Origin of the sequence: Salipiger bermudensis (assembly GCF_019801965.1) — a bacterium.
GTDB lineage: Bacteria > Pseudomonadota > Alphaproteobacteria > Rhodobacterales > Rhodobacteraceae > Salipiger > Salipiger bermudensis_A.
Genome location: NZ_JAHVIA010000002.1, coordinates 57,170 through 80,215, shown reverse-complemented (window position 1 = coordinate 80,215; position 23,046 = coordinate 57,170). Strand labels below are relative to the sequence as shown.

The following is a 23,046-nucleotide window of genomic DNA, read 5'->3' as shown; positions in this document are numbered from 1 at the left end:
CCGGCTCCGGGCTTGATCCGGGGCCGGCTTCCCTCCTATCGAGGGAGGGGGACACCGATATTCCATTTCCCCCCTTCACAAATTCTATGTTTTGAATATATGTAGCGGCAACTCGGCGACTCTCCCCAGCCGCCCCTTCTGCCACCGATCCGCAGGACCATCTCCATGACCGTGCCCAGACCCACCCGCGAGACGCTCTTCCGCTATCTCCCAATCCTGACCTGGGCGCGGGTCTACAACCGCGACACCGCGACCTCTGACCTGGTGGCGGCGGTGATCGTGACGATCATGCTGATCCCGCAATCTCTGGCCTACGCGCTGCTCGCGGGCCTGCCCGCCGAGATGGGGCTCTACGCCTCGATCCTGCCGCTGGTGGCCTACGCCATCTTCGGCACCTCCCGGGCGCTGGCGGTGGGCCCGGTGGCGGTTGTCTCGCTGATGACCGCGGCGGCGATCGGCCAGCTCGGGCTCTCCAGCCCCGGCGACATCGCGCTCGCCGCGATCACGCTGGCCTTCATCTCGGGCGTGTTCCTGACGCTGCTGGGCGTGCTGAAGCTGGGATTTCTTGCCAACTTCCTGTCGCACCCGGTGATCGCCGGCTTCATCACCGCGTCGGGCGTGCTGATCGCCGCTTCGCAGCTCAAGCATATCTTCGGCATCGATGCGGGCGGGCACACGCTGGTCGAGCTGGTGATCTCGATCGGCGCGCATATCGGCGAGACCAACCTGATCACGCTGGTGATCGGCGTCTCGGCGACGGCCTTCCTGTTCTGGGTCCGCAAGGGGCTGAAGCCGCTCCTGCGCAAGGCTGGGCTCGGACCGCGCCTGGCCGACATCTTCGCCAAGGCCGGCCCGGTGGCGGCGGTGGTCGTCACCACGCTGGCGGCCTGGGCCCTCGGCCTCGGCGATCACGGCGTGAAGCTGGTGGGCGAGGTGCCGACCGGCCTGCCGCCGCTCTCGGCGCCATCCTTCGACCTGTCGATGTGGCAGACGCTGCTGCTGCCGGCGGTGCTGATCTCGATCATCGGCTTCGTCGAGTCGGTCTCGGTCGCCCAGACCCTCGCCGCCAAGCGCCGCCAGCGCATCGACCCCGACCAGGAACTGATCGGTCTCGGCACCTCCAACATCGCCTCGGCGATCTCCGGCGGCTTCCCGGTCACCGGCGGCTTTTCGCGCTCGGTGGTGAATTTCGACGCCGGCGCCGAGACCCCCGCCGCAGGCGCCTACACCGCCATCGGCATCGGCATCGCGACGCTGGTGCTGACCCCGCTGCTGTACTTCCTGCCCAAGGCGACGCTCGCCGCGACGATCATCGTCGCCGTTTTGAGCCTCGTCGATTTCTCGATCCTCAAGAAGACCTGGGGCTACTCGAAGGTCGATTTCACCGCCGTCACCGCAACCATTGTGCTGACCCTGCTGGTCGGCGTCGAGGTCGGCGTTTCGACGGGCGTCCTGCTGTCGATCTTCCTGCACCTCTACAAGACCTCGAAGCCGCACGTGGCCGAGGTCGGGCTGGTGCCGGGCACCCAGCATTTCCGCAACGTGAAGCGCCACAAGGTCGAGACCCTGCCCGGCGTGCTCACCCTCCGGGTCGACGAGAGCCTCTACTTCGTCAATGCCCGCTTCCTCGAGGATTATGTGCTCGAGCGTGTGGCGGACTGCGAGAAGCTAAGCCACGTGGTGCTCATGTGCCCGGCGGTCAACGAGGTCGACCACAGCGCGCTTGAAACCCTCGAGGAGCTGAACCGGCGGCTGGCCGAGCAGGGCATCGAACTGCACCTCACCGAGGTGAAGGGCCCGGTGATGGACCGCCTGCAACGCTCGCACTTCCTGCAGGATCTCTCCGGCCGGGTGTTCCTGTCGCAGTATGACGCGTGGTGCGCCCTAAAGCCGGGAGCGGCCAAAGGGTCCGAGGAGGAAGGCGTCGCGGCCCAGTAGCACAGCCGGGTAGAGCGGGCGCCCGTAGCCCGCGCCGCCATCCATGTTGAGCCGGTTCGGGTAGAGATGCGGCAGATCGAGCGCCGTATGCCCGTGCACCACCAGCCGGCCGTAATCCCCGGAATGCTCGAGGAAGCCCTTGCGAATCCACAGCAGGTCATCCTCGACCTGGTCCTCGAGCGCCACGCCAGGGCGCAGCCCGGCATGGACGAAGATCTGTTCCTCGGTTTCGTGCAGGCGCGGCAGCGCGGCGATCCAGTCGCGATGCGCCTGCGGCACCGCTTCGCGCGCGTCGGCGTGGATCGCCTCGGCGCTGCGGCGCGGGTCCATGTCGACGCCGTAGGAGGCCAGGGTCTTGTCACCGCCGATCGGCGGATCGGTGTAGAGCAGCGGCCGGCTGACCTGCGGATCCTGGTAGGTCGGGTCTTCAAGGTAACGCAGCAGGAAGCGGTCGTGATTGCCCATGATGCAGGTCCAGGGTTGCCCCTGGGCCTGCCCTTCCATCAGGAAATCGATGACCCCGCGGCTATCGGGACCACGATCCACGAAATCGCCGAGAAACACGATCGGCTGACCCGCCGCTTCGTCATTGAGGGTGAATTCGAGGGCCTTGATAAGCTCGTCGATCTGGCCGTGAATGTCGCCGATCGCGAAGATGGGGTGCATGATACTCGTCCTTTGCTTCCCTATCCTAGATGCCGCCTGCTGCAGCGCGGCGCAACCCAGCCTCCGGAAAATGTTAGCGCGAGCGCCGGCTGGCGGAAAACGCGCTCCGCCTCGCAATATAATCTCCATTTGATACTCGTCGTTTTCGCGCCATGCTGACAGCACGGGTGCGCGATGCCGCCCGCGGTTTGTTATCCATTGCGAGGGCAAAGACATGACGCAAAACGAATTGGGGCCGGACGCGCTCGAGTGGCTGGGAACCCGCTACAAGACGATCCTGAGCACCGCGGCGAGCGGTGGCGCGATCTCGGTGACCGACAGCGTGAGCCCGCTGCACAGCGGCCCGCCCCGCCATATCCATCATGACGCCGACGAAACCTTCGTGGTGCTGACCGGGCACTGCCTGTTCTGGCTCGAAGGCGAGACCTTCACCTGCGGCCCCGGCGAGACCGCCTTCATCCCGCGCGGCAAGGAACACACATTCCGGATCATCGGCGACGGCCCGTCGCGCCACCTCATCATCCTGAACCCCGGCGGCTTCGAGGGCTTCTTTGCCGAGATGGCCGAGCGCGCCTGCCGCATTCCGGAGGATATGGAAGACGTGGTCGCCACCGGCAAACGCTACCACCTCGATTTCACCGGCCCGCCGCTCGACGGCGAGGGCTGACACCCGGCAACGAAAAACGCCGCCCCGGGGATCGGGGCGGCGCCTTGGTTTCGGGATCCTTCTGCGAGGATCAGACCACGTCGAACTCGAGCGGCTTCACCTGGCGGAACAGGCCGGTCTCTTTCAGCGCCTCGACCACCGACGGCTCCATCGCTTCATCGAGATAGGCGATGGCGATGGCCTCGCCGCCCTGCGCGGCGCGGCCAAGGGTGAAGTTCGCGAGGTTGACCTTGTGGTCGCCCAGCAGGGTGCCGAGCTTGCCGATGATGCCCGGCACGTCCTCGTTGGTGGTGTAGAGCATGTGCTCGCCGACCTCGGCATCGATGTTGATGCCCTTGATCTGGATGAAGCGCGGCTTGCCGTCCGAGAACACCGTGCCGGCGATCGACCGCTCGCGCTTCTCGGTGGTCACGGAGACCTTGATGTAGCCCTCGAACACACCGGATTGCTCCTGGCGGGTGGTGGCGATCTGGATGCCGCGCTCCTTGGCGATGACCGGCGCGGAGACCATGTTCACCTCGGGGCTACTGGCCTTCATGATGCCCGCGATCAGGGCGCAGTTGAGCGCCTCGAGGTTCATCGTGGCGGCCTCGCCGTCATAGGTGATGTTGATCGCCTTCACCGCCTCTTCGGTCATCTGGCCGATGAAGCCGCCGAGATGCTCGGCCACCTTGATCCACGGGCCCATGACCTTGGCTTCCTCGGCGGTCACCGACGGCATGTTGAGCGCGTTGCTGACGGCGCCGGTCAGCAGATAATCCGACATCTGCTCGGCGACCTGCAGGGCGACGTTCTCCTGCGCCTCGGTGGTCGACGCGCCGAGATGCGGGGTGCAGACCACGTTGGGCAGACCGAAGAGCGGGTTTTCCTTGGCGGGCTCCTCGGCGAAGACGTCGAAAGCAGCGCCGGCGACGTGGCCCGATTTGATCAGCTCGGCCAGCGCGGCTTCGTCGACGAGGCCGCCACGGGCGCAGTTGATGATGCGCACGCCCTTCTTGGTCTTCTCGAGGTTCTCCTTCGAGAGGATGTTGCGGGTGCCATCGGTCAGCGGCACATGCAGGGTGATGAAATCGGCGCGGCGCAGCAGCTCGTCGAGCTCGACCTTCTCGACCTGCATCTGCGCGGCCTTTTCTTCCGACAGGAAGGGATCGTAGGCCACCACCTTCATCTTCAAGCCCCGGGCGCGGTCGCAGACGATGCCGCCGATGTTGCCGGCGCCGATCACGCCGAGGGTCTTGGCGGTGAGCTCGACACCCATGAACTTGGACTTCTCCCACTTGCCGGCCTGGGTCGAGGCATCGGCGGCGGGGATCTGGCGGGCCACGGCGAACATCATCGCGATGGCGTGCTCGGCGGTGGTGATCATGTTGCCGAACGGCGTGTTCATCACGATCACGCCCTTCTTGGACGCCGCTTCCTTGTCGACATTGTCGGTGCCGATGCCGGCGCGGCCCACCACCTTGAGGTTGGTGGCGTGCTCGAGGATGGTCGGGGTGACCTTGGTGGCCGAGCGGATGGCGAGGCCGTCATACTTGCCGATCACCTCGGCGAGCTTGTCCTTGTCCTTGCCGAGATCGGGCATGAAATCGACGTCGATGCCGCGATCGCGGAAGATTTGGACGGCGGTTTCGGAAAGCTTGTCGGAAACGAGAACCTTGGGGGCCATTGGGCTTGTCCTTTGGATATGATGAGAGAAGACGGTGGGCGCTCCGGCCCGCTCCGCACTGTCATTCAGGTATTCTTTGGAGGGTCGGGTGGGCGCATCGCCCACCCTTGCGGATCACGCGGTCGCGGTCTGCGCTTCGAGCACTTCCTCGAAGGCCCACTTGAGCCAGAGGGTCAGGGCCTCGACATCCGACGACTCGACGGTCGCGCCGCACCAGACGCGCAGGCCGGCAGGGGCATCGCGATACGCGCCGACATCATAGGCGGCGTTGTAATCCTCGAGCTTCTTGGCCACCGCCTTGGCGAAAGCCGCGCCGTCCTGGATGCGGTCGTCGGTGAACTTGAGGCACACGGAGGTGTTCGAGCGCGTCACCGGATCGACCGCGAGATTGGCGATCCAGTCGTTGCGGTCGCAGAAGTCCCACAGCACCTTAGCGTTGGTGTCGGCGCGCTTCATCAGCTCCGGCAGGCCGCCGATCTTGCGAGCCCAATCCAGCGCCACGAGATAATCCTCGACCGCCAGCATGGAGGGCGTGTTGATCGTCGCGCCGGTGAAGATGCCGTCGATCAGCTTGCCGCCCTTGGTCAGGCGGAATATCTTCGGCAGCGGCCAGGCGGGGGTGTAGCTCTCGAGCCGCTCGACGGCGCGCGGGCTCAGGATCAGCATGCCGTGGGCCGCTTCGCCGCCCATCACCTTCTGCCAGGAGAATGTGGTCACGTCGAGCTTGTCCCAGGGCAGATCCTGCGCGAAGGCGGCCGAGGTGGCGTCGCAGATGGTCAGGCCCTCGCGGTCGGCGGGGATCGCGTCACCGTTGGGGACGCGGACGCCGGAGGTGGTGCCGTTCCAGGTGAAGACGACATCGGTGTCGAAGTCGATCTCGGCGAAATCGACGATCTCGCCATACTCGGCGGTCTTGACCTCGGCCTCGATCTTGAGCTGCTTGACGACGTCGGTGACCCAGCCCGCGCCGAAGCTCTCCCACGCCACCATGGTGGCCTTGCGGGCGCCGAGCATCGACCACATCGCCATTTCGACGGCGCCGGTGTCGGAGGCGGGGACGATGCCGATCTTGTAGTCGGCGGGGATGCCCAGAACCTCGCGGGTGCCCTCGATGGCGGCTTTCAGCTTGTCCTTGCCGACCTTGGCACGGTGCGAGCGGCCGAGCGGAGCATCGGCGAGCATATCCAGGGAATAATGGGGAATCTTGGCACAGGGGCCAGAAGAAAAACGCGGGTTTGCCGGCCGCGCGGACGGGTGCTTGGTAGCCATATCTGCCTAACCTTCCAGATAGATGCCCCTCGTTGGGGAGGGGTGTCCCGCCGCTGGAGCTAAGCCCCCGGACGCGACAAGGCAAGCGAATCTTTTTGCCGTTTGCACGAGAATTGCCCGAGCCACCCCTCGCCGGGGCGCCGCCCGCGCCCCTCCGGAAACCGGCATCTCCTATGGGAAACGGCGGTTTGCTGAAGGAAATCGACGAAAGTTGCGCCGGTCCGAAACCGGCACTTCGCCACATCTTCGCGACACGCAATTTTGTGTCAGCGCGTCTCCCCGCCCCGGCCGATCTCCGCCATCTCCCTGCGCCGGCACGGCGAATCACCGGCGCGACGCTCGGCCTTTTCTTGCAAGCCCCGCGCGGCGGCGATACCAAGAGGGCCATTCAGGGCAACGGACAGGTCGCATGACTGCGGAAACTACCGACTTCGCCGAGGCGCTGCGCGCCGCGGGGCTGCGCGTGACGCAGCAGCGTCTGCGCGTGCTGTCGATCCTGATGCAGGCGCAGGACCATCCCAATGCCGACGAGGTCTTCACCCGCGCCCGCGAGATCGACGGCTCGGTCTCCTTCGCGACGGTCTACCGCACGCTCTCGGCGCTCGAGGAGGCCGGACTGATCCAGCGCCTCAGCTTCGAGAACGAGCCGGCGCGGTTCGAGGTCATGCCCTCCGCCGATCACGACCACTTGGTGGATATCGACACCGGCGAGGTGATCGAGATCACCAGCGACGAGATCAACCGCCTGCGCGCCGAGCTGGTGGCGCGGCTGGGCTACGAGATCGTCAGCCAGCACACGCTGATCCGCGCCCGCCGCAAGCCCGACGCCTGAGCCGGAGCCCGCGCCGATGACAGCGCTGATGATCCAGGGCACCGGCTCGAACGTGGGCAAGTCGCTGCTGGTCGCGGGGCTCTGCCGCGCCGCCCGCAAGCGCGGCATCGACGTGGCGCCGTTCAAGCCGCAGAACATGTCGAACAACGCCGCCGTCACCGCTGATGGCGGCGAGATCGGCCGCGCGCAGGCGCTGCAGGCGCTGGCCTGCGGGTTGCCGCTCTCAAGCGACATGAACCCGGTGCTGCTCAAGCCCGAGACCGACACCGGCGCGCAGGTCGTGGTGCAGGGCCAGCGGCTCGGCGCCGCCGAGGCGCGCGAATACGGCGCGCTCACGCCCCGCCTGCTAGGCGCAGTGCTCGAAAGCTTCGCCCGGCTGCGCGCTCGCCATGATCTGGTGATCGTCGAGGGCGCGGGCAGCCCGGCCGAGATCAACCTCCGCCCGCGCGACATCGCCAACATGGGCTTTGCCCGTGCCGGCGACGTGCCGGTGGTGCTGGCCGGTGACATCGACCGCGGCGGCGTCATCGCGCAGATCGTCGGCACTCAGGCGGTGCTCGATCCCGCCGACGCGGCGATGGTGAAAGGCTTCCTGATCAACCGCTTCCGCGGCGATATCCGGCTCTTCGACGATGGCTTCCGGATGATCGAGGCGCAGACCGGCTGGCCCGGCTTCGGCACCCTGCCGTGGTTTACCGACGCCTGGAAACTTCCCGCCGAAGACGCTTTCGACCTCCACACTCCGCGCCGCGCCGAAGGGCTGCACGTGGTCTGTCTCGCGCTCTCGCGGATCGCCAATTTCGACGATCTCGATCCGCTGGCGCATGAGCCGGGCGTGCGGCTCACCATGCTGGGGCCGGGCCGCGCCATCCCGGGCGACGCCGATCTGGTGATCCTGCCCGGCAGCAAGTCGACCCGCGGCGACCTCGCCTTCCTGCGGGCGCAGGGCTGGGACGTGGACCTCAGGGCGCATGTGCGGCGCGGCGGGCGGGTGCTGGGGATTTGCGGCGGCTACCAGATGCTGGGGTGCAGCGTCTCCGACCCGGAGGGCATCGAGGGCACGCCCGGCACTACGCAGGGTCTCGGGCTGCTGGAGATCGACACGGTGATGACCGGCGACAAGCGCTTGACCGAGACCCACGCCACCCATGCCGCGACCGGCCAGCGCTTCCACGGCTACGAGATCCATAACGGCCGCAGCGACGGCCCGGACCGTGCCCGTCCCTTCGCCCATGTCCAGGGACGCCCGGAAGGCGCGGTGAGCCCGGATGGCCGCATTGCCGGCAGCTACCTGCACGGCATGTTCAGAGACGATGGCTTCCGCGCAGCCTGGCTCGCCGGCTTCGGCGTGGAAACCGCCGGGCGGTATGACGCCACCGTCGAGGCGGTGCTCGACGCGCTGGCCGCGCACATGGAGGCCCATCTCGACGTGACCGGCCTGCTCGCGCTGGCGCGCTAGAGGCGGCTCCGACTCAGCTCCAGCTCATGCCCGCGAAGTCCTCGCGATGGGCAAAACGCTTGAGGTGGTCATCGATGATGAAACGCGCTTCCGCGAGATCTGCCTCGCTCTGCGCGCTGATCTCCACCAGCAGCGCCTCGGCACTGGCGCTGAGCAGCGCCGGTCCCGGCGGCAGCGCGGCGCGCCCCTCCGACTCGTCGAAGATCACCGCCACCTTGTGGGCGAAGTGCTTGCAGAGCTGCTGAAGGTATTTCGAGGCATTCGGCGTCTGGAACGTGCCGGTTTGCTGCAGAGCCATGACGGCACTCCAAAAGTTGATCGTTTATGTCAGTTACCGCATTGCAGGCAGGAGAAACAATCCGTTATCAGACGAATATCCTTGCGAAGCCGGCTGACGCCACGCCACGCACCCCTCAACGACCGGGAGCCTCCCATGCGTCCTCTGCTGCTTGCAGGGCTGTTTGCCTGCACCTCCGCCGCCTCCGCCCTCGCCCACGAGATCACCATCGAGACCGCCGCCGGCCCGATGCAGGTGCCGCATCCGCCCGAAACCGTCGTCGTCTTCGATCCGGCTTCGATCGACACCATCGCGGCCCTCGGCCAGCCGATCGCCGGCCTGCCGAGCCCGCTCTACCTTGACGGCATCGATGACGTGAAGGCCTCGGCCGAGGTGGTCGGCACGCTGTTCGAGCCGGATTTCGAGTCCCTCGCCGTCATGCAGCCCGACGTGATCGTCATTGGCGGCCGCTCGTCCGAGCAGGCCCCGGCGCTGCGCCAGATCGCGCCCACCATCGACATGACGATCTGGGGCGATGACATGCTGGCGCAGGCGCGCGACCGCATCGCCGCGTTCGGCACCCTGTTCGACAAGCAGGACGAGGCCACCGCGCTGACCGAGGCGCTCGACGCCAAGATCGAGGAGGCCCGCGCCGCCGTCGAGGGCAAGGGCACCGGCCTCATCCTCCTGACCAATGGCGGCAAGATCTCGGCCTATGGCGTCAACAGCCGCTTCGGCTGGCTGCACAGCGCGCTCGATCTGCCCGAGGCGCATCCGGGCCTGTCGGACGACACCCACGGCCAGGCAATCTCGTTCGAGTTCATCGCCGAGACCAACCCCGACTGGCTGCTGGTGATCGACCGTGCCGCCGCCATCGGCGCAGATGGCGAGGCCGCCGCCTCGACCCTCGACAACCCGCTGGTGGCGCGCAGCACCGCCGCGCAGGAAGGCCAAATCGTCTATCTCGACGCCGCGCCGATGTATGTCTCGGGCGGCGGCGCCAGCTCGATGATGCACACGCTCGACGAGATCATCTCGGCCTTCGGCGGCGCGAGCGAGAGCTGATCCCGCCGTGCGCCTCTGGACCCTCACCTTCGCCCTGCTGGCCGCGCTGATCGTGACCAGCCTGTCGCTCGGAGCGGCCTCGTTCGGCGATGACGCCGGCTGGCTGCTGATGGTGAGCCGCATCCCGCGCACCGCCGCGGCGCTTCTTGCCGGCGCCGGGCTCGCGCTGGCGGGGGTGGTGGTCCAGCAGGTGGTGCAGAACCGGCTGGTGGAGCCGTCGCTCACCGGCGCGCCGGAGGCCTCGATGCTGGGGCTGCTGCTGGTGACACTGATCGCGCCGGGCATGGCGGTGGCGGGCAAGATGCTGATCGCCGCTGCCGCCGCGCTGCTGGGCATGGCGGGCTACCTCGCGCTGGCAGCCCGGCTGCCGCGCGAGGATCCGATGCTGCTGCCCATCGTCGGCATCGTCTATGGCGGCATCGTCGGCGCCATCTGCGTCTACATCGCCTGGGCCACCGACCTGATGCAGTTTCTCGGCGCCTGGCAACTGGGCGAGTTCTCCGGCGTGATGATCGGGCGCTACGAGTGGCTCTGGGCGATCGCCGCGCTGGCCGGACTGCTCTACGTGGTGGCCGACCGCATCACCATCCTCGGGCTCGGCGAGGCGCAGGCCCGCAGCCTCGGGCTCGACTATGCCCAGACCCGCGCGCTGGGGCTGGTGGTGGTCTCGGTGATCACCGCGCTGGTGCTGGTCACCGTGGGTGCGTTTCCCTTCGTCGGGCTCGTGGCGCCGAACCTGATCGCGCGCTGGCGCGGCGACAACCTGCGCGTCAACCTGCCGCTGATCGCGGTGGGCGGCGGCATGCTGCTGCTGACCGCCGACATCATCGGCCGGGCCATCCGCTATCCCTTCGAGATCCCCGCCGCGACGGTCGTCGCCGTGTTCGGCGCCGGCGTCTTCCTCTGGCTTCTGCATGCGGCCCCGGGGCGACGTCATGGCTGAGCGGCGCGTCCTCTGGCTCGGCCTCGCGCTGCTGGTGCTCTGCGGCGCCTTCCTGGCGTGGCAGCTGCGCGCACCGATGGGTTTCATCCTCGGCCTCCGCGCCGCCAAGCTCGGCGCGCTGGTCTGCGTCGGCGCCGCCACCGGCGCCGCCACCGTGCTGTTCCAGACCGTCGCCGGCAACCGCCTGCTGACCCCGGGCCTCGTCGGCTTCGACGCGCTCTTCGTGCTGATGCAGACGCTGCTGGTGCTGCTGCTCGGCGGCGTCGGCGCCGCGTCGCTGCCCGCAGGCCCGCGCTTCCTGATGGAGGTCGCCGCCCTCGGCGTCGCCTCCGTGGCGCTCTTCGGCCTGCTGTTGCGCCGCGATGCGCGCGACATCACCCGCATGATCCTCACCGGCATCATCCTCGGCGTGCTGCTGCGCGGCCTCTCGAGCATGGTGCAGCGGCTGATGGACCCGTCGGATTTCGCCGTGGTGCAACAGGCGATGTTCGCCAGTTTCGGCCGGGTCGACCCGCAGCAACTGGCGTTCTCAGCGGTGGTCCTGCTGGCGGCGATGGCGGTGGCCCTGCGCATGGCCCCGGCGCTCGACGTGGCCGGGCTCGGCCGCGACACCGCGCGCGGGCTCGGGCTCAACCATGACCGCGTGGTGATGACGGCGCTCCTGCTGATGGCGGCGATGGTCTCGGTCTCGACTGCCCTCGTCGGCCCGATCACCTTCCTCGGCCTGCTCACCGCCAGCCTTGCACGTCAGGTCACCGGCAGCCACCGCCACGCCGTCCTGCTGCCCGCCGCCGCCATACTCGGCGCGCTGATCCTCGTCGCCGGCCAGTTCCTCTTCGAGCGCCTCCTCGGCAGCCAGTCGGCGCTGGCGGTGATCGTCGAGTTCTTCGGCGGGCTGGTGTTCCTCTTCCTCGTGCTGAAACGGAGACGTCGATGATCGAGATTTCCTCGCTGAGCTACCATGCCGGACCGACCCCGATCCTGCACGACATCTCGACCCGGATCGAGTGCGGCGGCATCACCGCGCTGATCGGCCCGAACGGCGCCGGCAAGTCGACCCTGCTGCATTGCATCTCCGGGCTCGAGAAGCCCTCCTCGGGCAGCGTGCGCATCAATGGTATCGACCCGTTCTCGGTACCACATCGGCAGCGGGCAAAGACGGTGGCGCTGCTGCAGCAATCGCCGGCGCTGGTGAGCCGGTTGCGGGTGCGCGAGCTGGTGAGCTTCGGGCGCTGGCCGCATCATCAGGGCCGGCCCTGCCGAGCCGACGAGGAGGCCGTGGACCGCGCGCTGGTGGCCTTCGCGCTGACCGAGCTCTCCGATCGCACCATCGACACGCTCTCGGGTGGCCAGCGCCAGCGCGCCTTCATCGCGATGACCTACGCACAGGACACGCCGTGGATGCTGCTCGACGAGCCGCTCAACGCGCTCGACCCGCGCCACGCCCGCGACCTGATGGCGCGGCTGCACGGGCTGTCGCGCGATGGCGCGCGCAGCATCGTCATCGTGCTGCACGACATCAACGCCGCCGCCGGCTGGGCGGATCACATCGTGGCGATGAAGGACGGGCGGATCATGGCGCAGGATGCGAGCGCGTCGGTGCTCACCGAAGAGACCCTGCGCGACGTGTTCGACACGCCCTTCGAACTGTTGCAGCACAAGGGCCGTCCGGTGGTGGTGGCACGGTAGAGGCAAAGACCGCGCGGCACGGCGTCTTCTCTTGGGGGCTCAACGTCGGGACGCCGCCGCGCATCGCCGGTCCGCGGGGCGGCGAACGAACCGGTGAATCCCTCGATTTATCCCAGCCAAGTCCGAAAGACCTCAAAGCTGTGCGCGGATGTAAAGCTGTGCGCGGATGTCACCATATCGCCGGCCCGGGGGGGGGGGGCGGACCGGCGATGCGCGGCGGCGCTTGCAGCGCCTTGATCCCGCGCAGCTCAACGCTCCGAGGATCAAGCTTGATGGATGCTTTCAGCATGACCGATGCGCGGCGGCCTGCGGCCTTGATTCCGCGTGGGGCAACGCTCAAATGCCGCGTGCTCACCCAAGCAGTAGCACCCCTCAACAAATCCGCGGCAACTGCTCCCCGACCAGCATGTCGACGATCCGTGTGCCGCCGAAGGCCGAACGCATCCGCACCGGGACGCTGCCCTTCTCCACCGCCCGTCCGACGATCACCGCCTCGCGCCCTGCCTCGACCGAGCGCATCGCGGCCAATGCCGCCTCGGCCTCGACCTCTGGCACGAAGAGCACCAGCGCACCCTCGTTGGCGAGGTAGAGCGGATCGAGCCCGAGGATCTCGCACATGCCCTTGACCTCCGGGCGCAGCGGCAGCGCCGCCTCGTCGAGTTCCACCGACACCCCCGCCGCCTCGGCCATCTCGTTGAGCGCCGAGGCCAGCCCGCCGCGCGTTGCGTCCCGCGCCGCGCGCAGGTTCGGACAGGCCTCCGCCACGGCGGCCACCAGGTGCCCGAGCGCCTGGCAGTCCGACTGCAGCGGCGCCGACAGCGCAAGGTCGCCCCGCGCTGCGAGGATCGTCGCGCCATGATCGCCCAGCACACCGTTGACGATGGCCACGTCGCCGGGCCGGATATGCACCGCTCCGAGATCGCGCCCCGCCGGGATCACCCCGACGCCGGAGGTGGTGATGAACACCGTGTCGCAGGAGCCCTTCTCGACCACCTTGGTGTCGCCGGTAACGATCTTCACCCCCGCCGCCTCGGCCTCGCGCGCCATGCTGGCAACGATGCGGCGCAGGAGCGCGATCTCGCAGCCCTCCTCGATGATGAAGGAGGCCGAGAGCCAGAGCGGCTCGGCGCCACCCACGGCGAGATCGTTGACCGTGCCGCAGACCGCGAGCTTGCCGATGTCGCCGCCGGGGAACTCCACCGGCGTGACCACGTAGCTGTCGGTGGTGAAGGCCAGCCGCGCGCCCGTGACCTGCAGCGCGTCATGCATGAGCCGAGCCTGGTCCTCGCCGCTCTCGGGCCGGAAGACCCCCGTGAAAACCTCTTCGATCAGGTCGCGCATGGCGCGCCCGCCGCCGCCATGGGCCAGCGTCACGCGGTCGCCGCGCAGGCGGGAAGGTTTGGAGGCCATGTTCATTCCGCCGGCTCCATCACCCGCGCCCCGCCATAGGTCCAGTACGCCGCGCAGGCGCCTTCGGACGAGACCATCAGCGCGCCCAGAGGGGTGTCGGGGGTGCAGCCACGGCCGAATTGCGGGCAGGCGGTGGGCTTGATCCGCCCCGTCATCACCGCGCCGCAGGCGCAACCCTCGGGCTCCTCGATCTTTTTCCGCCCGACCGCGTAGCCGATGCCGAATTTCTCCTCCGCATCCCAGGCGCGATAGGCCGCGCGGATGCGCAGGCCGGAGGCGTCGATCTCGCCAAGGCCGCGCCATTCAAACGACGGCCGCTCCTCGTAGACATCGGCGATGGCCGCAAGCGAGACCGGGTTGCCATGCTCGGGCACCACGCGGGCATACTGGTTTTCCACCTCGGCGCGGCCGTCGCGGATCTGCTCCAGCACCATGAGCACCGATTGCAGCAGGTCGAGCGGCTCGAACCCGGCCACGGCGATGGGCTTGCCGTAATCGCGGGCGATGAAATCGTAAGGGTGGATGCCGATCACCATCGAGACATGGCCTGGCCCGACGAAGCCGTCGAGCCTCATGTGCGGATCGTCGAGCAGCGCCTTGATCGGCGGCGGCACGGTGATGTGGTTGCAGAACACGCTGAAATTCGCGATCTCCTCGCGCGCAGCCTGCTGCAGGGTCAGCGCGGTCGAGGGCGTGGTGGTCTCGAAGCCGAGCCCGAAGAACACAACCTCGCGGTCGGGGTTGCGCCGCGCCAGCTCGAGCGCGTCGAGCGGCGAGTAGACCATGCGGATATCGCAGCCATCGGCCTTGGCCTGCATCAGCGACTTGCGCGAGCCCGGCACCCGCAGGGCATCGCCGAAGGTGGTGAAGATGACACCCGGACGCTCGGCGATCTCGACGCATTCGTCGACCCGGCTCATCGGCAGCACGCAGACCGGGCAGCCGGGGCCGTGGATGAACTCGATGCCCTCGTGGACCAGCTTGTCGAGCCCGTAGCGGAAGATCGCGTGGGTGTGACCGCCGCAGATCTCCATGATGCGGACGGGCGCTTCGCGGGTCGCGCCGATCTCGTCTGCGACGCGGGCGATGGCCGCCAGAACGCCCTTGGCGGCCTTGGGATCGCGGAATTCCTCGACATATCTCATTGTGCCGCCTCCACCTTAGCGGGCTCGTCAAAGGCCCGTGCGCCCTCTTCCATCGCCTCGAGCGCCTCCTGCGCCTCGCCGAGGCCGCGCAGCGCCTCGAGCGTCTCGGCGGCCTCGTGTTCGTCGATCACCGCCATGGCAAAGCCCACGTGGATCAGCACCCATTCGCCCACCAGGTCCGCGAGCGGACGGTCGGCGACCGGGGCGAGGCTCACCTCTCGCTTGACCCCGGAAACATCGGCCATCGCCATCTGGCGGTATGGGTCGGTGATCTCGGTGATCTGGCCGGGAATGCCCAGACACATGGCTCAGTCCTCCTCCGATACGGACGCGTGCGGCTCGATGCCGTACCGGTCCAGCTTTGCCCGAAGCCCGACGCGGCTGAGCCCGAGCTCTGCCGCCGCCTTCGACTTATTCCATTTCAGCCGGGTCAGCGTCTCGCCGAGGATGCGCATCTCCATCAGCTCGACGCGTTCCTTCAGCGTGCCTTCCAGCGTGCAGAGATCGGTGCCGCTCGCCGGCAGCTCGGCCCCCTCGGCGCGCTCGCCGTGATTGCCCGCCTGCAGGATGTGGCGCGAGATCAGCTCGGGCCCCAGCGTCATGTCCTGCGCGAGGATCAGCATCCGGGTCACCTCGTTGCGCAGTTCGGGCAGGTTGCCCGGCCAGTCGTAGCTCTCGAGGAAGGCCAGCGCCGGGCGGGCGATGCCGCGCACCGGCTTGCCATGCAGCTCGGCCGCCTCGTGCAACATGCGCTCGGCCAGAAGCGGGATGTCGGGGACGCGGCTGCGCAGCGCTGGGATGGCAAGCTCGGTCACCGCCATCTCGAAGAACAGGTCGCTGCGGAACTGGCCGCGCTGGATCATCGCGCGCAGGTCGCGATGGGTGCCGAAGAGCAGCCGCGCGCCGCTCTGCAGGGTCTCGTGCCCACCCACCGGCTGGAAGCTGCCCTCGGTCACGAGGTGCAGGAGCTGCAGCTGCATCGCCGGGCTCAGCGCGTCGACGCCGTTGAGAAAGAGGGTGCCGCGATCGGCCTTCTGCAGCAGACCCGCCCGCGCCTGCACCGCGCCCGGCACCGCGCCGCGCTTGGCGCCGAAGAGCTCGGCCGCCAGCACCTCGTCGGACATGCCGGCGCAATTGAGCTTGTAGAACGGCCGGTCGGCGCGCAGCGAGCCGTAATGCATGGCGCGGGCCAGATCGCCCTTGCCGGTGCCCGCCTCGCCGGTGATCAGCACCGGCACCTCGAAGCTGGCATATTGCCGCGCAAGAGCGATGGTCGGGTTGAGCGGGCTGCCGGTGCCGCGCAGCACCTTGTCGAACCCCGCCGCCTCCTGCGCCTGCTGGCGCCTGGCCTGCATCTTCTGGGTCGCGGTGTTGCCGAGGTAGCGCATCTCGAGGCTCATGCGCTCGTGCTCGCGGCTCAGTTCGAAGAGCCGCGCCGCGTTGCGCACCGCCATCAGGAACTGCTCGGGATGCCATGGCTTGGTGATGAACTGGTAGATCCCCGCCTTGTTGATGGCGTCGATCATGTCCGAGCTCTCGGTGTAGCCGGTGACGATGATGCGCACCGTCTCGGGCCAGCGGTCGCGCACGTCCGAGAGCAGCTCGACCCCGGTGCGGCCGGGCATGCGCTGGTCGGAGACCACCACCTGCACCCAGTTTTCCTCGAGCAGGCGCCACGCCGCCTCGGCGTCGGTGGCCTCGAGCACGTTGAAATCGTCCTCCAGCGCCATGCGCATGGAGGCGACCGAGAACGGCTCGTCATCGACGACCAGAACGGTGGGAAGCGTGCCGCCCGACATCCCTCTTACTCCGTCGCCTGCGCGCGGCGCTTGGCGAGCGCCTCGCTGCGCAGCCAGCCGATCCACTGGTCGAGCCCTTCGCCGGTGCGGGCCGAGACCCGGATCACCTCGATGGTGGGGTTCACCCGGCGCAGGTTGGCCTCGTAGAGATCGAGATCGACATCGCAATGCGGCGCGAGATCGACCTTGTTCAGCAGCGCGATGCGCGCGGCGGTGAACATGTCGGGGTATTTCAGCGGCTTGTCCTCGCCCTCGGTGACCGACAGGATCGCCACCTTGGCATCCTCCCCGAGATCGAAGGCCGCCGGACAGACGAGGTTGCCGACGTTCTCGATGAACAGCGTGGCCTCGTCGTGCAGGTGCAGGTGATCGAGCGCGTGGCCCACCATGTGGCCGTCGAGATGGCAGCCCTTGCCGGTGTTGATCTGCACCGCAGGCGCCCCGGTCTCGCGGATGCGGTCGGCATCGTTGCTGGTCTGCTGGTCGCCCTCGATGACGGCGACATCGCCCCCCATGGCGCGGATGGTGGCGCAGAGCAGCGTGGTCTTGCCCGAACCGGGCGAAGAGACGAGGTTGACCGCGAAGACCCCCTGCCGCGCCAGCCGGGCACGGTTGGCCGCAGCGTAGCGGTCGTTTTCCGACAGGATGCCGGTCTCGATCTCGATCAGCCGTTCCTGGCTCATGTTGCCCACCGCGACGCCGGCAGCGCCGGTGCCGAAATGGATGTCGCCATGGGCGCCGTGATGGTGGTGGTGATCGTGGTGGTGATGGTGATGGCCATGTCCATGCGCGTGGCCATGGGCGTGGTCATGCGTATGCCCCGCGCCGTGATCGTGCGAATGCCCGTCGACCGTGCTGCCGCTGCAGCCGCAAACCGTGCACATCAGATGACCTCCATATCCTTGATTCTCATTTCGTCGCCCCCGTCGGGCATCAGCTTTCCGCCGCCGCATGTCGGGCAGGGATCGAGCCGGTGGGCGATCTCCACCGTCTCCATGCAGTCATAGCAGAGCGCGCGGCCCGGCAGGTCGATCATCTCGAGCGCCGCGCCCTCGGCCTTGGAGCCGCGCATCACGACCTCCCAGGCAAATTCCAGCGCCGGTTTCTCGACCCCGGCGAAGCGGCCGATCTCAAGCCGGACGCGGGTCACGCGCTGGATCTCCGGCGCCGCAGCGGCCTGGTCGACGACCCGGCGGATGCCCTCGCAGAGCGACATTTCATGCATCTTGCACCTCCCGCAGCCGCACCGGGCTGCACGGGTCGAGAATGTCGAGCAGCAGCGCCCCGAGGCCGGTTTTCTCTGCCGGCAGCGTGGCGAGGCAGCGCGCAAGGATGCCCTCCGGCGCCAGCAGCGCATCGGTGGGGGTGACCCGGTCGAAGGTGATAACGTGGCCGTTTTCCACTTCCATCCGAATGGCATAGGCCCCGCGCGCGGCAGGGACAAGCGCCCGCCCGGGCGCCGCCTCAAGCGCCGGGAGGCGGCCCAGGGCGGCGGCCTCGATGTCATAGAGCCGGGCGGTGGCGCGCCACAGCGGGCCGCGACCGTGGCTGGCCTCGAGCGCCCGCATCACCGGGTGCGCGAGGTGGCGCGCGGCGACGGAGTTCTCGCAGGGGGCGCGTTGCCAGATCGCCTGGGCCTGCGGCGCGGGCAGGCCCTCGGCCACCGCCTCGCCGGGGGCGAAGAGCTGCGCGATGCGGGCCAGCGGCGCGGCGACGGGGCGCTCGCTCGCGAGGAACGCCCGGAACGCCGCGGGCGTCGCAGGGGCCGCGACCTCGGGGCCAAAGAGCGCTTCGAGGAGCGCAGCCCCGCCGGCGCGCCAGTCGTCGGGCAGCGGCTGCGGCGCGAGGCCGAGCAGGTTCGGCCAGGCGGCGTGCAGCTTGAGAAGGTGATCGCGCAGCACGTCCTGCGCGATTTCAGCGGCGGCGGTGTGGTCATCGGCCCGTCCAAGGGCCGCCGACACCGCCGCCGCCTGCGCCCCGCGGCAGAGGTTGAAGAGACGGGGGAGAGTCGCCTCGACCTCGGCCACCGGCCTGCCGAGCACCAGCCGCGCCACCGGGAGGCCCGGGGCTGGCTGGGCGACAAGCCGGGCTGTGGGGCGCTTGTCCAGCATCAGGCGGCGCCCTGTTCCGGTGCGTCCTGCACATCCTGCGACAGCCCGCCGGTGATCACCGCGCGGCGCGAGGGGCTCGCATCGGGCGCAGCCTCCTCGGCCTCTTGCGCGGCCTCCTCGGCGGCGGCCAGCTCGGCCTCGCGGGAGGCGCGGATCTCGGCGGCGCGATCGGTCTCGGCGCGGTGCTCCTCCTGGAACAGCGCCACCATGACCGCGCGGGCGACATCGGTCGCGTCCTTCTGCCGGGTGAACTCGTGCATCGGCGAGAACAGCGAGCAGGCCTTGTAGCCGCCCGTCAGCTCGCGGCTGTTGTGGATGAACTCGTAATCACCGGAAGGAAAGGAGATCACCTCCTTCTCGCCCGCCGTGAGCCCCGACCACTCTTGCCCGGCATCGGGCAGCAACACGAGGTTCATGAACCACGGGCTGACCAGCACGCCGAGCAGACAGTCGCCGTGCTTCTGGAAGTCGATGGCCTCGACCTGCAGCGCCTTGTTGACGATCGGCACATCGCGCATCTTGGCGTTGTAGACCTCGCGGAAATCCACCACCAGCCGATCGGTCACCGCGCGGATGCGGGTGGCCTCGAGCAGATCCGCCGCGCCGGGATCCTCCAGCACCATGAACTGCTCCTTTGGGCCCGAGCAGTTCGGGCAGGACCAGTCCTCCGGCAGGGCGTGGAACGGCGTGCCCGGCTCGACCTGCCTTGTGTCGTCGCCCTCCGCCGGATCGTAGGGCGTCCAGCAGATCTTGCACTCCATGATCGCCTGATCCGAGATCCGGTCATTGGCACCGAGATAGCTGCCCTCGAAGCTCATGTGATCGCCTCCAGCACTTCGCGCAGGCGCTCGGCGCTGTCGCTCAGATCCTCGGCGGCGGCGATGGCGACCTCGGGCATGTCGGTGACCTCGAAGGTGTCGAGGATGAGCTGGTCCATCGAGTTGTAGAACTGCACCCGCCAGACATGCGGCAAAGCCGTCGCGGTGACCCGGCAATTGCCGTAGCCGCGCGACAGGATGTCGGTGGAACCCACCCCCAGCCGCGCGTCGAGCCAGGCGAGATCGCCTTCGGTGTGCGGCAGCAGGGTGAGGTTGACCACGTGCAGCTCGCCGCTTGCCCTGTAGCCGGCGCTCTTGTCCTGCAGCTCGACCAGCAGCGCCGGCGCGTTGACCACGCCGGCGCCAGCGGCGTTGGCATCGCCCGGGCGGAACGGCTCGAAGGCGCGGGCGCGGGCATCGGAGGGCACGCTTGCCACCTCGATGGCGTCGAGCCCGGCGCCATGCAGCACCCAGATGCCGGCAAAGACCGATTCCTGCGCCCTGACCGAGGGCAGGCCACGGATCTTCATCGCCACCTCGCCCTCACCCATGGTCTCGGCGATGAGGCGGCGGTTGGGCGCGTCGAGCGTTGCGAGGTCGAAGCGCTCGGCACCGCCCTGCGCGGCCACCCGGTCGGCGGCGGCGGCGACCCGCGCCAGCAGGTCCATCGCCGGGGCCAGCCCGCCGGTGTCCTCGACATCGGGAATGTGGACCGAGAAGGTGCGCATGTCCTGCGGCAGCGGCATGTATTCCAGCTCGGCCTCGTCCTCGGGCTGCGAGCCGGGACCGTAGCCCACGGGCGGCATGTGGAAATTGTTGACCATCGTGTCCTCCGTCAGGCCGCCGGGGCCGGGATCGTGTTCAGGATCTGCGGGATGCGCGCCATGTAGTCATCCCAATCGCGCACCTTGGGAATGCCGCCGAGGCAGGCCCCGTCGCGGAAGAAGATCAGCGACGGCGTCTTCAGCACGCCGGTGGCCTCGCGCAGCTGGGTCTCGATGGCGTCATCGACCACGGCGCAATCGAAGGCGCGCTGGAAGGCGATGCGCAGCTCGGGCAGGATCACCGCCACGTCGGCGCTCTCGAGGTTGCGCTTCGGGTCGCCCGGCACGAAGAGGCAATGGGCGCCCGGCGCCTCGGTGAAGGCCGCGACATCAGCCATTGTGCTCAGGCGGGGCCAGCCAAGCTCGCTCACCAGCCGGTCGATCAGGGGGTGTGACATAGGTCCTCCTCGGGCGCTTGTCAGGCGGTCTTGCTCGGGTCGTCTTGCGCGGGCTGCCCTGCTCGGGCCGCCTCGCTCAGGCGGTTGTCTTGCCCGCCAGCCGCGCCGCTTCGAGATGCGGCGGCAGGCTCGGGCTGCGGTTGTCGAGATCGGCAAAGGCATCGCCCGCCCCGGCCCCCTGCATGATGCTGCGCAGGCCGCGCAGGGCGCGGGCGATGAGCTCGGCCTCCTGTTCGGTGATGACCTCGCGGGCGTGGCCGAGATGGGTCAGCACCCAGGTGCCCGGCGCCACGTCGCCGACCAGCGACAGGTCGATCAGCGCCTCGCCCTCGTCGCCGGTGGCGCGGCCGGCGATGCCGTCGACCGAGAGGATCTTCATCGGGATGCCGACGCACATCGGCCCTACTCCGCCGCCGGGAAGAAGCGGGCGTCGCCTGTGCGGCAGGCTTCGTCCTCGGAGGGGCGGCCGGCCTCGTAGGCCTGATGCCGGATCGAGCTGTCGGCCAGCGCGTCGGTCTCGGTGCGGCCCTCCGCGGCGTGGAAGCCGCGCGCGGCGAGCCAGTGGCGGGCGATCCCGACCGCCTCGGGGATGCGCGCTGCAACGACCGCGCGCAGCCCCCCGCCGTAATCCTCGAGCTCCTCGGGCTGGCAGCCGACGAGCAGCAGCTCGGCGGGGCAGTAGTCCATCAGCTGGGCGGTGGCGATCACGTCCTGAAAGCCGGTCTGGTGCAGCGACATCTTCTTGGCGCCCATGAAGCGCGGCACCTCGTCGCCCTCGACCACCTTCATGGTGCCGGGCTGGAGGCCGTAGTCCACCGCGTCGAACACCACGAGCAGGTCGGCCTCCTCGAGGAAGGGCAGCAGGTAGAGCCCCTGCGTGCCGCCATCGAGCACCTTGACGTCGTCGCCGAAGGAGAGAGTCTCGGCGAGATGCTCGACGCAGCGCACGCCGAATCCCTCGTCTGCCCAGAGCACGTTGCCGATGCCGAGAATGAGCGCCTTTTGCGCCATGCCGTCCCCTCCCCTTGCTTGCCCGGCGAAAGATCTGTTTCCGCCTGCTGGCCCGAACGACCTTATCGTTTCCGCCCCGGGACGGCAGGGATTCTGCATCTCACAGTCACCTTTACTCATCCCTCTGAAAATAAAAGAAAACACGCCTAAAACGGCAGCAGTGGCCAGGCGCATGACGGAAAGATACTTTCCACAATTCACCATCATCGCAAGGCAAAGTTCCGCAAAGAAAAACGGGCCCTGCAAGGGCCCGTTCCACGTCTTATGCAAAACCGGAAAGCTCAGTCCGGCAGGTCGTCCTTGAAGGTGCGGTGGCCGGAGATCATCGTCGAGACCATCGACTGGCGCGACATGATATCCTCGCGGATCGCGGCGTAGATATGGATCATCATGAAGATGATGATGAACCACATGCCGAGGTGATGCAGCGAGTGCAGCACCTGCGTGTTCTGCACCCAGGCGATCAGCCAGCCCATCGCCAGATCCGGCAGCGAGCCCTGCCCCGCGCCCTCGGCATAAAGCGCCCAGCCGGTCAGCAGCATGAAGGTGATGCCCACCGTCATGAAGAAGAACATCGCCACCTGTGCCAGTGGGTTATGTCCGACGTATTTCTTCGGCACGTCCTCGAGGAAGGCATACCAGCGCAGCTCGTGGACAACCTCTTTCCACCACGCCTTCTTCCACACCGGCACGTAGAACAGCTGCTTGGAGTGGTGGTTGCCCACCAGCGCCCAGTAGACCCGACCGGCGAAGGCCACGGTCAGCAGCTGGCCGGCGGCGAAATGGATGAAGCGGTTGTAGCCCATGACGAACTGGTAGGTCGCCTCGGCGAAGTTCATCGTCGGCAGCGGCGAGGCGATGAGCCAGCCGGTGCCGATCAGGGTCATGATCAGCGCCGCGTTGATCCAGTGCCAGAGCCGCACCGGCCATTCGTAGACGAAGACCGAGGTCCGCCGGCGGATCGACTCGATGTCCTGTTCCGTGGCGTCTCCGGTGAGCCGGGCGGTCGAGAGCGGCTCGACGCCCGGGTTCGGGGAGTGGATGGTTTTCTGCTCCATC

General features: G+C 68.2%; 25 protein-coding genes. 8 read left to right on the top strand and 17 right to left on the bottom strand.

Annotation, left to right across the window (positions count from 1 at the left end):
- Positions 1-165 precede the first annotated feature (165 nt).
- On the top strand, positions 166-1,938 hold the full coding sequence (locus KUV62_RS04270; RefSeq protein WP_222602451.1) for a SulP family inorganic anion transporter: 1,773 nt from the start codon (positions 166-168) through the stop codon (positions 1,936-1,938).
- Here the strand turns inward: KUV62_RS04270 and KUV62_RS04265 are convergent.
- Positions 1,885-2,604: a metallophosphoesterase family protein gene (locus tag KUV62_RS04265; RefSeq protein ID WP_222602450.1), complete on the bottom strand. Its 720-nt coding sequence runs from the start codon at positions 2,602-2,604 to the stop codon at positions 1,885-1,887. The genes KUV62_RS04270 and KUV62_RS04265 overlap by 54 nt on opposite strands.
- Positions 2,605-2,818: 214 nt before the next feature.
- On the opposite strand from KUV62_RS04265, the gene KUV62_RS04260 reads away from it, so the two are divergent.
- Positions 2,819-3,271, top strand: a complete 453-nt coding sequence (locus KUV62_RS04260) for a cupin domain-containing protein (RefSeq protein WP_222602449.1) — start codon at positions 2,819-2,821, stop codon at positions 3,269-3,271.
- Positions 3,272-3,341: 70 nt separating this feature from the next.
- Here the strand turns inward: KUV62_RS04260 and serA are convergent, their stop codons facing one another.
- Together serA and KUV62_RS04250 are read right to left on the bottom strand one after the other, a co-directional pair.
- The gene (gene serA, locus KUV62_RS04255) at positions 3,342-4,937 is read right to left on the bottom strand and encodes a phosphoglycerate dehydrogenase (protein WP_222602448.1); all 1,596 of its coding nucleotides are present in this window, start codon (positions 4,935-4,937) and stop codon (positions 3,342-3,344) included.
- A 114-nt stretch (positions 4,938-5,051) separates the two neighbouring features.
- Entirely contained in the window at positions 5,052-6,206 is a 1,155-nt protein-coding gene (locus KUV62_RS04250) for a phosphoserine transaminase (protein ID WP_222602447.1), read from the bottom strand.
- Between the two features lie 409 nt (positions 6,207-6,615).
- Between KUV62_RS04250 and KUV62_RS04245 the strand changes: the two genes are divergently transcribed.
- Positions 6,616-7,038: a Fur family transcriptional regulator gene (locus KUV62_RS04245; protein ID WP_007796574.1), complete on the top strand. Its 423-nt coding sequence runs from the start codon at positions 6,616-6,618 to the stop codon at positions 7,036-7,038.
- Positions 7,039-7,054: 16 nt separating this feature from the next.
- Positions 7,055-8,497, top strand: coding sequence for a cobyric acid synthase (locus tag KUV62_RS04240; RefSeq protein WP_222602446.1), 1,443 nt, complete (start codon positions 7,055-7,057; stop codon positions 8,495-8,497).
- Between the two features lie 13 nt (positions 8,498-8,510).
- Here KUV62_RS04240 and KUV62_RS04235 read toward each other — a convergent pair whose 3' ends face one another.
- Positions 8,511-8,795, bottom strand: a complete 285-nt coding sequence (locus KUV62_RS04235) for a DUF2218 domain-containing protein (RefSeq protein ID WP_222602445.1) — start codon at positions 8,793-8,795, stop codon at positions 8,511-8,513.
- A 135-nt stretch (positions 8,796-8,930) separates the two neighbouring features.
- Here KUV62_RS04235 and KUV62_RS04230 point away from each other — a divergent pair, with 135 nt between their 5' ends.
- The 4 genes from KUV62_RS04230 to KUV62_RS04215 are packed head-to-tail and all read left to right on the top strand — an operon-like array spanning position 8,931 to position 12,471.
- Complete coding sequence (locus KUV62_RS04230; protein ID WP_222602444.1) at positions 8,931-9,839, top strand: siderophore ABC transporter substrate-binding protein; 909 nt, start codon at positions 8,931-8,933, stop codon at positions 9,837-9,839.
- A gap of 7 nt (positions 9,840-9,846) precedes the next feature.
- Positions 9,847-10,782 carry an iron chelate uptake ABC transporter family permease subunit gene (locus tag KUV62_RS04225; protein WP_222602443.1) on the top strand — a complete coding sequence of 312 codons (936 nt, stop codon included), beginning with the start codon at positions 9,847-9,849 and terminating at the stop codon, positions 10,780-10,782.
- Positions 10,775-11,719: an iron chelate uptake ABC transporter family permease subunit gene (locus KUV62_RS04220; protein ID WP_222602442.1), complete on the top strand. Its 945-nt coding sequence runs from the start codon at positions 10,775-10,777 to the stop codon at positions 11,717-11,719. The genes KUV62_RS04225 and KUV62_RS04220 overlap by 8 nt, the downstream gene beginning before the upstream one ends.
- A complete protein-coding gene (locus tag KUV62_RS04215) occupies positions 11,716-12,471 on the top strand; it encodes an ABC transporter ATP-binding protein (protein WP_222602441.1) in 756 nt (251 codons plus the stop codon). Before KUV62_RS04220 ends, KUV62_RS04215 begins: the two co-directional genes overlap by 4 nt.
- A gap of 372 nt (positions 12,472-12,843) precedes the next feature.
- On the opposite strand, the gene hypE is transcribed toward KUV62_RS04215, so the two are convergent.
- The 13 genes from hypE to cybH all read right to left on the bottom strand — a co-directional run bounded on the left by hypE (position 12,844) and on the right by cybH (position 23,045).
- Complete coding sequence (gene hypE, locus KUV62_RS04210) at positions 12,844-13,887, bottom strand: hydrogenase expression/formation protein HypE (RefSeq protein ID WP_222602440.1); 1,044 nt, start codon at positions 13,885-13,887, stop codon at positions 12,844-12,846.
- Positions 13,884-15,026 (bottom strand): hydrogenase formation protein HypD, encoded by a 1,143-nt coding sequence (gene hypD, locus KUV62_RS04205; RefSeq protein ID WP_222602439.1) that lies wholly within the window; start codon positions 15,024-15,026, stop codon positions 13,884-13,886. The genes hypE and hypD overlap by 4 nt, the downstream gene beginning before the upstream one ends.
- Positions 15,023-15,331 carry a HypC/HybG/HupF family hydrogenase formation chaperone gene (locus KUV62_RS04200; protein ID WP_222602438.1) on the bottom strand — a complete coding sequence of 103 codons (309 nt, stop codon included), beginning with the start codon at positions 15,329-15,331 and terminating at the stop codon, positions 15,023-15,025. The genes hypD and KUV62_RS04200 overlap by 4 nt, the downstream gene beginning before the upstream one ends.
- Positions 15,332-15,334: 3 nt before the next feature.
- Positions 15,335-16,825 carry a sigma-54-dependent transcriptional regulator gene (locus KUV62_RS04195; protein WP_207076223.1) on the bottom strand — a complete coding sequence of 497 codons (1,491 nt, stop codon included), beginning with the start codon at positions 16,823-16,825 and terminating at the stop codon, positions 15,335-15,337.
- A 5-nt stretch (positions 16,826-16,830) separates the two neighbouring features.
- Positions 16,831-17,709 carry a hydrogenase nickel incorporation protein HypB gene (gene hypB / locus KUV62_RS04190; RefSeq protein ID WP_222602437.1) on the bottom strand — a complete coding sequence of 293 codons (879 nt, stop codon included), beginning with the start codon at positions 17,707-17,709 and terminating at the stop codon, positions 16,831-16,833.
- A complete protein-coding gene (gene hypA, locus KUV62_RS04185; RefSeq protein ID WP_222602436.1) occupies positions 17,709-18,050 on the bottom strand; it encodes a hydrogenase maturation nickel metallochaperone HypA in 342 nt (113 codons plus the stop codon). Before hypA ends, hypB begins: the two co-directional genes overlap by 1 nt.
- Positions 18,043-18,936, bottom strand: coding sequence for a hydrogenase expression/formation protein HupK (locus KUV62_RS04180; protein WP_222602435.1), 894 nt, complete (start codon positions 18,934-18,936; stop codon positions 18,043-18,045). Before KUV62_RS04180 ends, hypA begins: the two co-directional genes overlap by 8 nt.
- Complete coding sequence (gene hybE / locus KUV62_RS04175) at positions 18,936-19,754, bottom strand: [NiFe]-hydrogenase assembly chaperone HybE (RefSeq protein ID WP_222602434.1); 819 nt, start codon at positions 19,752-19,754, stop codon at positions 18,936-18,938. The genes KUV62_RS04180 and hybE overlap by 1 nt, the downstream gene beginning before the upstream one ends.
- Complete coding sequence (locus KUV62_RS04170; protein WP_222602433.1) at positions 19,751-20,578, bottom strand: hydrogenase expression/formation protein; 828 nt, start codon at positions 20,576-20,578, stop codon at positions 19,751-19,753. Before KUV62_RS04170 ends, hybE begins: the two co-directional genes overlap by 4 nt.
- Before the next feature lie 11 nt (positions 20,579-20,589).
- Positions 20,590-20,976, bottom strand: coding sequence for a hydrogenase accessory protein (locus KUV62_RS04165; protein WP_222602432.1), 387 nt, complete (start codon positions 20,974-20,976; stop codon positions 20,590-20,592).
- Positions 20,977-21,052: 76 nt separating this feature from the next.
- Entirely contained in the window at positions 21,053-21,373 is a 321-nt protein-coding gene (locus KUV62_RS04160; protein ID WP_222602431.1) for a HypC/HybG/HupF family hydrogenase formation chaperone, read from the bottom strand.
- Between the two features lie 5 nt (positions 21,374-21,378).
- Positions 21,379-21,987: a HyaD/HybD family hydrogenase maturation endopeptidase gene (locus KUV62_RS04155; RefSeq protein WP_222602430.1), complete on the bottom strand. Its 609-nt coding sequence runs from the start codon at positions 21,985-21,987 to the stop codon at positions 21,379-21,381.
- A gap of 281 nt (positions 21,988-22,268) precedes the next feature.
- On the bottom strand, positions 22,269-23,045 hold the full coding sequence (gene cybH, locus KUV62_RS04150) for a Ni/Fe-hydrogenase, b-type cytochrome subunit (protein ID WP_222602429.1): 777 nt from the start codon (positions 23,043-23,045) through the stop codon (positions 22,269-22,271).
- Position 23,046 lies beyond the last annotated feature (1 nt).

Coding starts and splice junctions, on each gene's coding strand:
- KUV62_RS04270 (WP_222602451.1), top strand. CDS start 166: ATGACCGTGCCCAGACCCACCCGCGAGACGCTCTTCCGCTATCTCCCA.
- KUV62_RS04265 (WP_222602450.1), bottom strand. CDS start 2,604: ATGCACCCCATCTTCGCGATCGGCGACATTCACGGCCAGATCGACGAG.
- KUV62_RS04260 (WP_222602449.1), top strand. CDS start 2,819: ATGACGCAAAACGAATTGGGGCCGGACGCGCTCGAGTGGCTGGGAACC.
- serA (WP_222602448.1), bottom strand. CDS start 4,937: ATGGCCCCCAAGGTTCTCGTTTCCGACAAGCTTTCCGAAACCGCCGTC.
- KUV62_RS04250 (WP_222602447.1), bottom strand. CDS start 6,206: ATGGCTACCAAGCACCCGTCCGCGCGGCCGGCAAACCCGCGTTTTTCT.
- KUV62_RS04245 (WP_007796574.1), top strand. CDS start 6,616: ATGACTGCGGAAACTACCGACTTCGCCGAGGCGCTGCGCGCCGCGGGG.
- KUV62_RS04240 (WP_222602446.1), top strand. CDS start 7,055: ATGACAGCGCTGATGATCCAGGGCACCGGCTCGAACGTGGGCAAGTCG.
- KUV62_RS04235 (WP_222602445.1), bottom strand. CDS start 8,795: ATGGCTCTGCAGCAAACCGGCACGTTCCAGACGCCGAATGCCTCGAAA.
- KUV62_RS04230 (WP_222602444.1), top strand. CDS start 8,931: ATGCGTCCTCTGCTGCTTGCAGGGCTGTTTGCCTGCACCTCCGCCGCC.
- KUV62_RS04220 (WP_222602442.1), top strand. CDS start 10,775: ATGGCTGAGCGGCGCGTCCTCTGGCTCGGCCTCGCGCTGCTGGTGCTC.
- KUV62_RS04215 (WP_222602441.1), top strand. CDS start 11,716: ATGATCGAGATTTCCTCGCTGAGCTACCATGCCGGACCGACCCCGATC.
- hypE (WP_222602440.1), bottom strand. CDS start 13,887: ATGAACATGGCCTCCAAACCTTCCCGCCTGCGCGGCGACCGCGTGACG.
- hypD (WP_222602439.1), bottom strand. CDS start 15,026: ATGAGATATGTCGAGGAATTCCGCGATCCCAAGGCCGCCAAGGGCGTT.
- KUV62_RS04200 (WP_222602438.1), bottom strand. CDS start 15,331: ATGTGTCTGGGCATTCCCGGCCAGATCACCGAGATCACCGACCCATAC.
- KUV62_RS04195 (WP_207076223.1), bottom strand. CDS start 16,825: ATGTCGGGCGGCACGCTTCCCACCGTTCTGGTCGTCGATGACGAGCCG.
- hypB (WP_222602437.1), bottom strand. CDS start 17,709: ATGTGCACGGTTTGCGGCTGCAGCGGCAGCACGGTCGACGGGCATTCG.
- hypA (WP_222602436.1), bottom strand. CDS start 18,050: ATGCATGAAATGTCGCTCTGCGAGGGCATCCGCCGGGTCGTCGACCAG.
- KUV62_RS04180 (WP_222602435.1), bottom strand. CDS start 18,936: ATGCTGGACAAGCGCCCCACAGCCCGGCTTGTCGCCCAGCCAGCCCCG.
- hybE (WP_222602434.1), bottom strand. CDS start 19,754: ATGAGCTTCGAGGGCAGCTATCTCGGTGCCAATGACCGGATCTCGGAT.
- KUV62_RS04170 (WP_222602433.1), bottom strand. CDS start 20,578: ATGGTCAACAATTTCCACATGCCGCCCGTGGGCTACGGTCCCGGCTCG.
- KUV62_RS04165 (WP_222602432.1), bottom strand. CDS start 20,976: ATGTCACACCCCCTGATCGACCGGCTGGTGAGCGAGCTTGGCTGGCCC.
- KUV62_RS04160 (WP_222602431.1), bottom strand. CDS start 21,373: ATGTGCGTCGGCATCCCGATGAAGATCCTCTCGGTCGACGGCATCGCC.
- KUV62_RS04155 (WP_222602430.1), bottom strand. CDS start 21,987: ATGGCGCAAAAGGCGCTCATTCTCGGCATCGGCAACGTGCTCTGGGCA.
- cybH (WP_222602429.1), bottom strand. CDS start 23,045: ATGGAGCAGAAAACCATCCACTCCCCGAACCCGGGCGTCGAGCCGCTC.